Source organism: Enterococcus sp. DIV1368f (assembly GCF_051712245.1).
Taxonomy (GTDB): domain Bacteria; phylum Bacillota; class Bacilli; order Lactobacillales; family Enterococcaceae; genus Enterococcus; species Enterococcus faecalis.
This window is the reverse complement of record NZ_JBIOON010000001.1, coordinates 364,033-376,422: the sequence shown is the minus strand read 5'-3', so window position 1 is coordinate 376,422 and position 12,390 is coordinate 364,033. Positions and strand designations below refer to the sequence as shown.

Here is a 12,390-nt window from a genome sequence, read left to right as displayed (position 1 = left end):
TTTCATCAAGTGGTATACTAAATAGAAGGAGGACGAGGACATGCGTTACTTAATTGGCGGTATTTTTTTATTGATTAGTATCTGGCAATTCATTGTTACTGGACGGACATTTGCCTACTTAAAGAAAGAGGGCGGTAAAAGAACCTCACCATTTATTCTGTTAGGACTATGGAGTAGTTTAGTGTTTGCTATTATTTCATTTGCTGTGGCGATTGCTTCTTTCTTTTATGTGAGTTTTTAAGGCAAGTGTATTTTATATTTTGTCTTATTAAGCAACAAAAACATCTCAAAAAATCGAGATGTTTTTTGTTGCACATTTTTATTTAAATGGAATGATATTGCGAAACTTTTTGATAGGCACTTGCTATTTTTTCAAATGGTGTTTCCTCAAAAATAGTGAACAGTCCGGGCTTATGTTTATTCAAAAATTGAATGGTTTCTTTAAGAGGTACCTGCCCTTCGCCAATGGCTACCGGAAATATCTGCTGATTTCTTATAATGAAATCTTTCAAATGAAAAGCAACGATTTTTTCACCAAAACACTCAAACGCTTCTTCTACTATTTCCAAATACGTTTTATCTATATCTACTCGAATTAAGTTGGTAGGATCCAAAATAATGCCTAAATTAGTTGAAGCAACCTCGTCAATCAATCGTTGCATTTTTTCAATTGTATGAATTGGATGATTGATTCCTGGTTCAATCCCAACAATTATCCCATACTTTTCAGCTTCTCGACATAATCTTCTAACAGAAAATAAAACTTCTTCGTATGCTTCTTCTGTATAATTATCTTCAGTGTAATAAATCGTTTCATATATACTGCCTGTTTCAGTTGCAACGATTTTTGCCCCAAACATTGAAGCGTAACGAATGTATGTTTCAAATTGATGCAGTCGTTTTTCTCGCTCTTCTAAATCTGGATGAATCAGATTAATATAACAACTTAGGACACTAATCGTAATCTTTTCATCTTCGAAAATATTCTTAAATTGACTTCCTAGTCCTGGAGATAGAACAGCAGCACTTGCATATTCTGGATAAGAAATACCTAAGGCAAATTGAATTGAAGTGATGTTCGTTTCAGCAATTTTTTTAGCCAATTCCACAGGAGATATTTTGGTGCCAACATCATGGGCACGTACTGCAAGTGTCAACATTTTATTCAAGCCTCACTTTCTTGATAGATTCTTCGTAATGATCAAAATGAATGATCTGATTATTCTTATGTTGCACCAAAAATTCTTTCGGTGTCATATTAAACTCTTTTTTAAAGGATTTCAAAAAGTGTGGATATGATTTAAATCCACATTTCAGGTAAACATCACTAGCACTGCGATATTCTTTTAATAACTGTTTAGCGTAAAGTAGTTTCTTTTTCAGCACAAATTGATGGAAAGTAAATCCTGTATGTTTCTTAAATTCCCGCGTTACATAATACTTAGTCACAAAAAAATTTTTTTCCATCTGTTCTAAGGTTAATGGTTGATCCAAATTTTGAGAAATGTAGGTAATCATTGCTTCAATTCGTTCATTTTCAATCATTTGTTTTGGTTGGCTCTCATTCTCTTCTTTCAGAACTAATTGATTTAAGTAAATTAAAAAGTCTAACAGTTGTTGTTCATAACGAACATCCGCACCATATTCTTCTGGCAAAGGAGAATGATCTAACGGGGTCAAGTAGTTTGCTAATTTTGCTACATCCACTTTGATAACTTTACTACGACGCTGACCAAAATGTTGAAAACAAGCAGACAAGTTTGTCCGTTTACTAGATCGTTGTTGTAAAAAATCGGGTGTTAAAAAAATATACATCCGTTCAAAATCATCAGTACTCTGCTTAATAATTCGATGTAAATCATGATAATGAATGAGTAAAACGGTCCCTGCTTCAACATCAAATTGATGTCCATCTAAAAAGAACGTTGCTACCCCTTTTAACGTACAATGGACTTCATAAAAATCGTGGTAATGATAGATGGTTTTTTCTGGACTAACCATATCTTTTACATGAAAGATCTCATATTGATCTGAAATCATACTATTTACTTGTGATTTCCGGATTTCTTTTACACTCTTCAACAAGATTCACCTCTTTTTTTAGAAGTTAACTATTTTTTGAATAAACAGTTACAGCTAATGTTGGTACAATTTATTACTTTCTGGAACAGGCGTTACCACAAAGGCTTTCTTTGTAAGTTCCAGAACAATTTCTTAAAATCAACTCCACTCAAGTAAGTTGTTTTGTGTACAATCATACGATTCACTATAACAAACTGTTCTATTTTAAATTATAGTTCAAAAACTTTTCTTAATTCAGTCGTCATCGGCGAGCAATCAGGATTTGTTTCCATAATATCTTCCATATAGTTCCACCATTTTTGATTGATTGGCGTCAGTGCTATTTGTTCCCAGCGAGCTTCATCTTCTATTTCTAAATAACCAAAAAGTGTACTGGTTTCAGGATTTAAAAAAATTTGATACTTAATTGCCCCATGTTCTTTCAGCATTTGACGCATTTCTGGCCATAACTCCTCATGACGTCGTTGATATTCGGCCTGTTGATCAGGATATACTTGCATACAAAAGGCTTTTTTTATCATAGCTTTCTCCGTTTTGATACTTTCTCTTCCAAATAGCCAACTTTCGGTGTCACACCAAACGCTTCTGCTAAGCGCCATAAATCTGCATCTGAAATTGTTTGGCGAACGCCTCCTTGCGCACAAACATAAGTGTACACTTCAGCGGCTTTTTCGGCAGTTTCAATTAAACCAAATACTTCATCCATATCACGGCCAGTACCATAAATACCATGTTGCGGCCATAAAACCAAACGAGATTCTTTCATTTTTTCAGCCGTTGCTACACCAATTTCATTCGTTCCAGGAACCAACCATGGAATAATACCAACACCGTCTGGAAATACTACTAAACATTCGGTACACATTTGCCATAATGTTCTAGTAAAGACTTTTTCATCTAATTCGTGGGTAAAACTCATTGCTAATAAATGACTCGCATGATTATGCATGACAATGCGATTTTCTGGATCAACAGCTAAACGAGCAATATGGCTCATAAAATGACTAGGTAATTCACTCGTTGGCACAGCTTCATCTTCTAAGCCCCACAATAGTTCTAATTCCTGGCCATTTTCACTAACTCGTAAAATCCCTAAGTTTTCACTTGGTGCATCACAGACATTTTTAAAATATTTTCCTGAGCCTGTCACGATAAAATATTTTCCTGCTAATTTCGTTGCATCAAATTTCATTGGAATCTTTCGGAGCACTTGTGTTGGATTTAGAAAAGGTAAAATCTCCTCCTCTTTTAATAAATACGAAATATTTCCGCCATTTCGTTCATCCCAACCTAAACGATATAAATTTTTGGTCGTTTTGACCATTTCTTCCACAAATGGTGCTTGTAACACGTTCATTTTTTTCATTTTAGAAGTTCCTCTCGTTTGTTAATTTTATGAAAAACGACAACTATCTTTACCTGTTGGCAATTGACGAGTTGGTAAAATCACTTTTTCGTATTCTTGAACATCCGTTAACCAATCTAAGCCGATAGGTACGTGATTTTCTTGACAGTAGTAGTTCCAGATATCGACGAATGGAAAGTCTTTTAACTCTTCCGTTAAGGCTAAACGTGTGGTAAAATCTCCTATCAATTCAGCTTCTTTTAAGACGTTTGTTGGCTCAAGCATCGCTTTCATTAACGCTTTTTGTGTATTGCGGGTGCCAATCACCCAAGCGGCAACACGATTGATTGTGGCATCAAAGAAATCTAAGCCCACGTGTGTTTTTCCTAATAAATCATTGCGAACTAACTCCTTGGCAATTTCTTGCAATTCATCATCCATAATGACAACGTGGTCACTATCCCAGCGAACTGGACGACTGACATGTAATAGCATTCCTTCGCCAAATAAGGATAATGAAGATAACTTATTAGAAATCACTTCTGTTGGATGAAAATGACCAGCATCTAAACAAATTAATTTATTCCGCGTTAAACCGTAGCCCATATAAAATTCATGAGACCCAACTGTATAGGCTTCTGAACCAATCCCAAAGAGCTTGCTTTCCACCGCATCGACTGTATAAGCTGGATCAATTTCCTCTGAAAAAATTTCATCTAGCGAAGCCATTAGCCTCTTTCTCGGCGTTAAACGATCAACTGGGTTATCTTTAAAGCCATCTGGCACCCAAAAGTTATTGACAGCTACTTGTCCTAATTCTCTTCCAAAATATTCAGCAATTCTTCGTGAACGTTTCCCATGCTCAATCCAAAAGTCTCGAACTTGCGGATTCGGATGAGCTAAAGTAAAGCCATCGCGGTACATTGGATGCGAGAAAAAGGTTGGATTAAAGTCCAATCCTAAGCCATTTTCTTTTGCCCAAGTCACCCATGGTTCAAAATGCTTTGGTTCCAGTTCGTTTAAATCCACCCTTTCCTCTGTGTCTAAATAAATAGCATGCAAATTCAATTTGTGTTTTCCTGGAATTAAAGAAAACGCTTTTTCTAAATCTTGACGTAGTTGCTGGGGACTTCGAGCAACGCCTGGATAATTCCCTGTAACTGAAATACCACCAGAAAGTTCATCCTCACTTAAGAAGCCTCTCACATCATCTCCTTGCCACACATGCATTGAAATTTTGACATCAGCCATTTTTTCCAATACAGCTTCGGTATCTACGCCAATACTGGCATATTTTTCTTTCGCTTCTTCATATTTTTGTGTAATGGTTGTCATAATGAGCTCCTTTTCATAAATGCTTGATAGCGATTTTTTATTGTTGAATCAATTGGATTTGCTTGATAGATTTCCGTGGGAAAAGATGTTTGGATACAAGTACGAGCTGCTGGAATATCTTTAAGTTCACCTGTTGCAATCATCTGCATCAAAAGATTACCTAAAGCAGTTGCTTCTCCAGGTCCCGCTTTCACTGTAACATTAGCAACATCAGCAGTTAGCTGGTTCAATAAACGATTATTGGAACCACCACCGACAACATGTAAAGTTGTAATTTTCCGTTCGATTCCTGTTAATTGAGCTAATTTTTCTAGTTCTACGCTGTAACACAATGCTAAATTATCATAAATACAACGAGCGAGTTCACCAGGGCTTTCAGGAACTGTTTGTTGTGTTTCACGGCAATAGGCTTGTAATTCAGTAATCATATTTCCTGGATTTAAAAAACGAGGATCATTTATATCAATAAATTGTTGAAATGCTGGTTCTTTTTCAGCTAAGGTGGCCAATTCAGCATAGCTATATTGGTAGTTTTGTTGCCGTGCCACTTCTTGAATTAGCCACATACCCATAATATTTTTTAAGAAACGAATTGTGTTCTGGGCGCCCCATTCATTCGTGTAATTTTCTTGGAAAGCTTCAGCAGAAATTGTTGTAACAGTAGCTTCAATACCTAATAAAGACCAAGTACCACTGCTAATGTACGCCCAGTCATCGCCAATGCCTGGCGTGCCTAAAATTGCTGAAGCTGTATCATGACTAGCTATCGTAATCAACGTTGCATTTGGTAAATCATAGTCTGGAAAAGCCGCTGTTTGCAGGTCGCCTAAAATCGTGCCCGGCTCTACTAATGTTGGGAATAGTGTTTCATCAATTCCTAGGAAATCCAGTAATTCACTTTCCCATTGTTTCGTTCCAGCATTCAACAGTTGCGTGGTGGAGGCGTTGGTGGCTTCGATGACTGCTTTTCCAGTAAAGACATAACCTAAGTAATCAGGGATTAACAACAATTGGCTGGCTGCAGCCAAACGTTCCTTTTCCTCTACAAATAACTGAAAAATGGTATTAAAAGGTTGAACTTGAATCCCCGTTTGTTGGTACAATTTTTCTAATGAATAGCCTTTTGAAAAATTTGTTACAGCTGCTTCTGTCCGTCCATCTCGATAAGCAATCGGTTCGTCCAAAAGTTGACCAGATTGATCCAGCAGACAATAGTCAACACCCCAAGTATCAATTCCAATAAAGCATTCCTTGATACCTAATTGTTTAACTTTTTGCAGACCAAGCAGTAACTCATGGACTAAACTAGCCATATCCCAACGCTGATACCCATCTTTTTGATGAAAACCATTTTTAAAACGATGAATTTCTTCTATTGTTATCTGACCATTCGCTAAGCGTTGACTTTTCATTATGCGACCGCTAGAAGCACCAATATCAACCGCTAAATAGGTTCGTTTTTCAACTTGTTCTTTTTTCACTTTGTTGATAGTTGTCAATCCTTTCACTATTTTTATTTTTTGTACGTTAGACTAACTTTATGTATTCATCATAAACAAAAAACAGCGCTTTCACCTCTCACAATTTTGAGATATAATTGTACTATCTTGGTAATTAGGAGGTTCTTATGGATTATTGGGAAAAAGCCGACTACTCTTGGTCAGACGATTCTAAGCGACATATTTTGACACCTAGCAGCAAAAGTCGCACACTTTTTTATTACATACAGGAAATTGGACAGTTTAAAACCTCGCGCCCTTATTATACGGAGCGGGCACATTTACCATCATACTTAATTAAATTCACGCTAAATGGTACTGGGGAATTACGCTATCGTTATCATACATACAGCTTACAAAGAGGTGATTTATTCTTTATTGACTGTCGGGATTATCAATACTATCAAGCAACCAGCGAAGAGCCTTGGGAAATGGACTGGATTCATTTTGAAGGAGGAAATTCTGGCGCTTTTTTCCAAGAATTTATGAAAAATGGTTCACCTGTTTTCTCCACTAATCAGCTTCCTGAAGATAATCCTATTCATTTAATCATTCAGCAACTATTACAATTACAAGATTTACAACATGCGCAAACTGATTACCAATCTTCCGTTTTAATTCATCAATTACTGAACGAATTATTGTTGCAAAAGTATCGTCAAGACTTTACCTACGAAACGATTCCATCATTGGTTTTGGAAATGAAAGCTTACATTGATCAACATTTCAAAGAAACAATTTCTTTAGAAGACTTGGCTCAACTCTTTCATTTAAATAAATATCAATTGAACAAAGAGTTCTCCAAATACATTGGATTACCGCCAATTAAATATCAAATTAGTAAAAAAATTTCTTATTCAAAAGATTTACTACGCTATTCTAATCAAACAGTGAAAGAAATTGCTGTAGATGTTGGTTTAGAAAACTATGCCTACTTTAGTCGATTATTTAAAAAGCGAACTGGATTAACTCCTAGTCAATACCGTAAAAGTGGCTTCTAAAAAATCTCTCTATGACACATAACGTCATAGAGAGATTTTTTATTTCTATGCCTCCTAAACTCAATATTTTATAGTAAATTACCAAATCTAGTTGATTGAACAACTTATATTTCGCTCAATTGGGGTTGTTAGACAATTTGTATTGAATTAAGAAATTAGATTTGGTAACCACATGACAAGTTCAGGTACATATGTGATTAAAAGTAAAATTGCTAGAATTATCAGATAAAATGGAACTAGCGGTTTCAGCATTTGCTCAGCTTTAACACCCCCAACACTAGCACCAACATATAATCCTGTTCCAACAGGTGGTGTAATTGAGCCAACACACAAGTTCATAATCGCAAATAAACCAAAATGAACTGGATCCACTCCAACATTCATAACAATTGGTAAAAAGATTGGTGTAAAAATCAAAATAGCTGGACCAACATCCATAAACATTCCCACAAACAATAGGACAACGTTTACTAATAATAGAATTAAGTATTTATTGTCTGTGATTCCTAAAATAGCTGTACTGATTGCTTCTGGTATCCCTGTAAAAGCCATCGCAAAAGACATCATTGAAGAAGTTGCCAACAAGAACATAATGGTTCCGCTCATCAAGACAGCCTCTTTTAACATTTTAGGTAAATCGTTTATTTTCACTGTTTTGTAGTAAAACATTGAAATCAATAATGAGTATGCGACAGCGATTGCTGATGCTTCAATCGCTGTAAATAACCCCGTCAAAATACCGCCAATAATAATGACAATTAACAATACACTGGGAACCGCTTCTCGCAAAACCTTGCTGACTTCTCCTTTTTTTGCTTTTGCCACAGTAGGATAATTATGACGTTTTGCAATAACATAAGCTACCACCATAATTCCTAACGCCCACAAAGAACCTACCAAATAACCGCCTAAAAATAAAGAAGAAATAGAGGCCCCACCAGCCACCAATGAATACATAATAAACGCTGTACTTGGTGGAATAACCATCCCTGTAGGAGCAGAGGCAATATTTACAGCCGTTGCAAATTTCCGATCATAGCCCTCATTTACTTGTTGCGGAATTAGCACGCCACCAATAGCAGTCGATGCTGCAATTGCAGAGCTAGAAATCGAACCAAATAATGCGTTCCCTAACACATTAGTATGTGCTAGCGCGCCGGGAACACGACCAACAAATAACATAGAAAAATTTACCAACTTTTGGGCAATTCCCCCATTATTCATAATCACGCCAGAAAAAATAAAAAACGGAATTGCTACGAGAGAGAAACTATTTAAACTAGAGACCATTTTTTGAGCTGAGGTAAATGCAGCTGCTTCAAAAGGAATTACTAATAACAATGTTGCAATTGAAGATGCCGCAATGCTCATACCAATTGGCATACCAACTACCAATAAGACTGCAAAAACTACAAATAAGATAATGCCTGCTTCTAAAGCCATATTTTTACTCCTATTCTTTTTCTTCTATAAACGCATTAAGAATCTTTTGATTGCGTGAATAACTCTAGCAAATTCATCAAACTATAAATAAACATCAAAACACCTGCTACTGGAACAGCTAAATAGACATAACCCATAGGAATTGCCAAAGATGGTGAAATTTGTCCTAACGTAATTACTACACCATTCCAACCGCCAAATATCATAATCACTCCTGCAAAAAGTAGGAACAACAATTGAACAATAAATTCTAAAAAGCGTTTTTGTTTCCCTTGTAATTTTTCACTTAACAAAGTTACTGCTAAATGTCCCTTTTTTCCAACCACATAAGCAGAAGCTAACATCGCCAGCCAGACCAATGCAAAGCGAACAAATTCTTCTGTTAAGGTACTAGGATTTTTTAACACTGTCCGGGCAAACACTTGGTACAAAACGACCAAAACCATTGCAGCAAGAATGATTGATCCAAGTATTTCTAAAAGTCGATTTAAAAATTTTCTAAAACCTTTCATAATTACCTCCTTAATTAGTCCGCCAACTGGCGAATAGCCTGATACAGTTCGCCATATTCTGAGCTATTTTTGAATGATTCATGCAACGGTTGAACGAGTTTTTGGAATGGTTCACTGTCTACTTGATTGAACACAACGCCATATTCTGCTTGTGCTTTTTTCTTTTCTTCTTCAACCGCTTCTTTAAAGACCGTTTTTTCAAAAGCGGTCGATTCTTTTGCTGCTTCTTCAATCGCTTGTTCTTGTTTCGCTGTCAAACGTTCTTTTGTCCCCTCGTTCATAATCACAATATCTGGCACTCGAGTATGCTCATCATAAGAATAATACTTAGCCACACCACCATGACCAGCTGTATATAAAACGAACTCATTATTCTCTGCACCGTTGATTAGATTAGATTGTAGAGAAGTATATACTTCCGAACTACCCATAGGTACTGGCGAACCCCCTAAAAGTTCTACCATTTTGATGGCGGTTTCACTTTGCATAACCCGAATTTTTTTACCTTTCAAATCATCTGGAGATGTAACAGGCCCTTTGCTCATATAAAAACTTCGTTGACCAGAGTCATAATAAGTTAAACCAACAAATCCTAATTTTTTTGTAGAATCATACACTGGTTGCATTAGCGCTTGATTATCCATTACTTTAAAAAAATGTTTTTCATTATCAAAAATATACGGAATGGCAAATACAGAATAATCTTTAGAAAAACTTTCTAATGCTGATCCACTGACTTTTGCAAAATCAATTGCACCTGTTTGTGTTAATTCAATTAGTTCTGTTTCTCCCCCTAATTGACCATCTGGAAAGTATTCAATTTGAACTTTACCATCTGTTTTTTCCTCTACCAATTCACCGAATTTCTTCATAGAATCGATAACTGGTTGGCTATTGCTAGCATACGCATAGCGCAAGACTACCGTATCATTTGCCGAAGCTTCTGTTTTGCCGCAACCACTTAGCAACTGTAATCCTGCCAATACCATAACTGTTGTAAATAAAACCTTTCTTTTTTTCATGAACTTTTCTCCTTACTTTTCTAGCAATAAGAAACAAGCAATTCAGTCAAACATAGGATTGTTAATGATTGACCATAAGGCATCGCTGTCATTCCAATTGTGCGATAAAAATCTAAATTATCACCCATTCCTGTACCAACTGACACATGTTGTACTTCTCCCGTTTCATCAATCTCATTTAGTAAGCCAGCAATTGCTTTATTTGCCACTTTTTCATATTCAGAAGAAATATATTTTTTATGAACGGCTTTTAAAATCCCATAAGCGAATCCCGCTGTAGCAGAAGATTCTAAATACGAATTTGAATCATTAATTAATGTATGCCATAAACCAGATTCATCTTGGTATTTCGCTAAAGCTGCCACTTGCGCATTGAGGGTACTTAATAAAAATTCCCGTAAACTATCTCCTTTTGGTAACTCTAAGATTTCAATAATTTCTGGAATAGCAATCGTAATCCAGCAGTTTCCTCTTGCCCACAGTGCTTCCGCATAATTATGATTTCCTTCAAAAGTCCAACCGTGATACCATAGACCACTTTTTTTATCTTGTAAATATTTAATATGGATTAAAAATTGACGCTTTGCTTCTTCCAAATAATCGAGTCGATTCAACAACTTACCAATTTTTGCCAAAGGTAAGACAGTCATCATTAACGTATCATCCCATAATTGATTTTTATTTTCTGGTCCATATGTCGCATGTTGCAAACCACCTTCATTCGTTCGGGGCATTTCTTCCATCACCCATTCCGCCCATTGCTCTAAGTAAGGTATATATTTAGAGTCTTTCGTGTCTTCATATAGATAAGCCATTGTTAAAAGCGGAGCCATCGTATTCACATTCTTAGGCGGCGCGCCTTCTTGCATCCGACCTTCAAACCAGTCGTTAACTACTTGTAAAGCTTTTTCACTTTTAGTATTTCGATAATTCTTATATATACCATACAACCCAACGCCTTGCGGCCAGTTCCAAATCGTCCAACTTTTGTCATCAACTTTTAAACCATCAAAATCTAACAGAAATTCACCTGTGTTATCTTTAATCGTTGTTAAATTTCTAATTAATAAGTCAATCGTTGTTTCTACTGTATCTTTTGGTATGAATTGTTCCTGTTTAATAATCATCGGCAATCAAAACTCCTTTTCCATCCCACCAGCGCAAATGAAACGCTTTCATTTTTTTATAATTTTAGTTTAGCAAGGAATGTTAGCAAATTATATAGTTAATCTTGACGAATTACTGTCAAAAATTGACTTTTTTTAAAAATTAGATACGGTTTTTACCAATTCAATCAATGAGTAAATAACAAAAAACGGACATCCTTTTTAGGGATGTCCGCTTTTTGTTACTTATTTATGGTTGTTTTCCAATATAAGCTAAAATTCCACCATCGACATATAAGATATGTCCGTTAACAAAGTCAGAAGCGTTAGATGCTAAGAAAACTGCTGGGCCAGCTAAGTCTGCAGGTGTGCCCCAACGATTAGCAGGTGTTCGTCCCAAGATGAATTCGTTAAATGGATGCCCTGGTTCTCTTAATGGCGCCGTCTGTGGCGTTTCAATGTAGCCAGGTCCAATCCCATTACATTGAATATTATATTGTCCATATTCAGAAGCAATATTTTTCGTTAACATTTTTAGTCCGCCTTTTGCTGCCGCGTACGCACTAACTGTTTCACGACCTAGTTCACTCATCATTGAACAGATATTGATAATTTTGCCATGACCCTTTTCAATCATATCTGGAATAACCGCTTTTGCCATAATAAATGGCGCATTCAAGTCAACATCAATCACTTGACGGAACTCTTCTGCTGACATATCCACCATTGGAATTCGTTTAATAATTCCCGCATTATTGACTAAAATATCAATAGAGCCGACTTCTTCTTTAATCTGAGCAACCATCGCTTGAACTTGCTCTTCATCAGTGACATCACACACATAACCACGTGCTTCAATCCCTGCAGCCCGATAATTTTCCAAACCTTGTTCAACTGATTCAGGAGATAAGTTATTAAAAACAATTGTTGCTCCTGCTTCAGCTAGGGATTTCGCAATCTCAAAGCCAATCCCATAAACAGCACCTGTAATTAACGCTACTTTTCCATCTAATTGAAAATCATTCATTTTAAATTCCATGTTTTC

Annotated in this window: 13 protein-coding genes; 2 read left to right on the top strand and 11 right to left on the bottom strand. The window is 36.1% G+C overall.

Features of this window, described 5'->3' with window-relative positions; all coding sequences use genetic code 11:
• The first annotated feature begins 40 nt into the window (after positions 1–40).
• A complete protein-coding gene (locus tag IGL07_RS01975) occupies positions 41–241 on the top strand; it encodes an immunity protein PlnM (RefSeq protein ID WP_010717459.1) in 201 nt (66 codons plus the stop codon).
• A gap of 82 nt (positions 242–323) precedes the next feature.
• Here the strand turns inward: IGL07_RS01975 and IGL07_RS01970 are convergent, their stop codons facing one another.
• From IGL07_RS01970 to rhaB, 6 genes are all read right to left on the bottom strand, one after another.
• Positions 324–1,160, bottom strand: coding sequence for a sugar phosphate isomerase/epimerase family protein (locus IGL07_RS01970; protein ID WP_010711975.1), 837 nt, complete (start codon positions 1,158–1,160; stop codon positions 324–326).
• Between the two features lies 1 nt (position 1,161).
• Positions 1,162–2,040, bottom strand: a complete 879-nt coding sequence (locus tag IGL07_RS01965; RefSeq protein WP_002358417.1) for an AraC family transcriptional regulator — start codon at positions 2,038–2,040, stop codon at positions 1,162–1,164.
• Positions 2,041–2,291: 251 nt separating this feature from the next.
• Positions 2,292–2,603 (bottom strand): L-rhamnose mutarotase, encoded by a 312-nt coding sequence (rhaM, locus tag IGL07_RS01960; protein WP_002380032.1) that lies wholly within the window; start codon positions 2,601–2,603, stop codon positions 2,292–2,294.
• Complete coding sequence (rhaD, locus tag IGL07_RS01955) at positions 2,600–3,448, bottom strand: rhamnulose-1-phosphate aldolase (protein WP_002363003.1); 849 nt, start codon at positions 3,446–3,448, stop codon at positions 2,600–2,602. The genes rhaM and rhaD overlap by 4 nt, the downstream gene beginning before the upstream one ends.
• Positions 3,449–3,475: 27 nt before the next feature.
• The gene (rhaA, locus tag IGL07_RS01950; protein WP_010817018.1) at positions 3,476–4,762 is read right to left on the bottom strand and encodes an L-rhamnose isomerase; all 1,287 of its coding nucleotides are present in this window, start codon (positions 4,760–4,762) and stop codon (positions 3,476–3,478) included.
• Positions 4,759–6,270: a rhamnulokinase gene (gene rhaB, locus IGL07_RS01945; protein WP_025189472.1), complete on the bottom strand. Its 1,512-nt coding sequence runs from the start codon at positions 6,268–6,270 to the stop codon at positions 4,759–4,761. The genes rhaA and rhaB overlap by 4 nt, the downstream gene beginning before the upstream one ends.
• A 119-nt stretch (positions 6,271–6,389) precedes the next feature.
• Here rhaB and IGL07_RS01940 point away from each other — a divergent pair, with 119 nt between their 5' ends.
• Positions 6,390–7,262, top strand: coding sequence for a helix-turn-helix domain-containing protein (locus tag IGL07_RS01940; RefSeq protein ID WP_010817016.1), 873 nt, complete (start codon positions 6,390–6,392; stop codon positions 7,260–7,262).
• A gap of 147 nt (positions 7,263–7,409) precedes the next feature.
• On the opposite strand, the gene IGL07_RS01935 is transcribed toward IGL07_RS01940, so the two are convergent.
• The 5 genes from IGL07_RS01935 to IGL07_RS01915 all read right to left on the bottom strand — a co-directional run bounded on the left by IGL07_RS01935 (position 7,410) and on the right by IGL07_RS01915 (position 12,384).
• On the bottom strand, positions 7,410–8,705 hold the full coding sequence (locus tag IGL07_RS01935; protein WP_002375834.1) for a TRAP transporter large permease: 1,296 nt from the start codon (positions 8,703–8,705) through the stop codon (positions 7,410–7,412).
• Between the two features lie 35 nt (positions 8,706–8,740).
• Positions 8,741–9,217, bottom strand: a complete 477-nt coding sequence (locus tag IGL07_RS01930) for a TRAP transporter small permease (RefSeq protein ID WP_002355305.1) — start codon at positions 9,215–9,217, stop codon at positions 8,741–8,743.
• Positions 9,218–9,231: 14 nt separating this feature from the next.
• Positions 9,232–10,239 (bottom strand): TRAP transporter substrate-binding protein, encoded by a 1,008-nt coding sequence (locus IGL07_RS01925; protein ID WP_010711972.1) that lies wholly within the window; start codon positions 10,237–10,239, stop codon positions 9,232–9,234.
• Positions 10,240–10,259: 20 nt separating this feature from the next.
• Entirely contained in the window at positions 10,260–11,366 is a 1,107-nt protein-coding gene (gene bglB, locus IGL07_RS01920; protein WP_010817015.1) for a beta-galactosidase BglB, read from the bottom strand.
• A gap of 229 nt (positions 11,367–11,595) precedes the next feature.
• The gene (locus IGL07_RS01915) at positions 11,596–12,384 is read right to left on the bottom strand and encodes a gluconate 5-dehydrogenase (protein WP_002362994.1); all 789 of its coding nucleotides are present in this window, start codon (positions 12,382–12,384) and stop codon (positions 11,596–11,598) included.
• Positions 12,385–12,390: the final 6 nt, after the last annotated feature.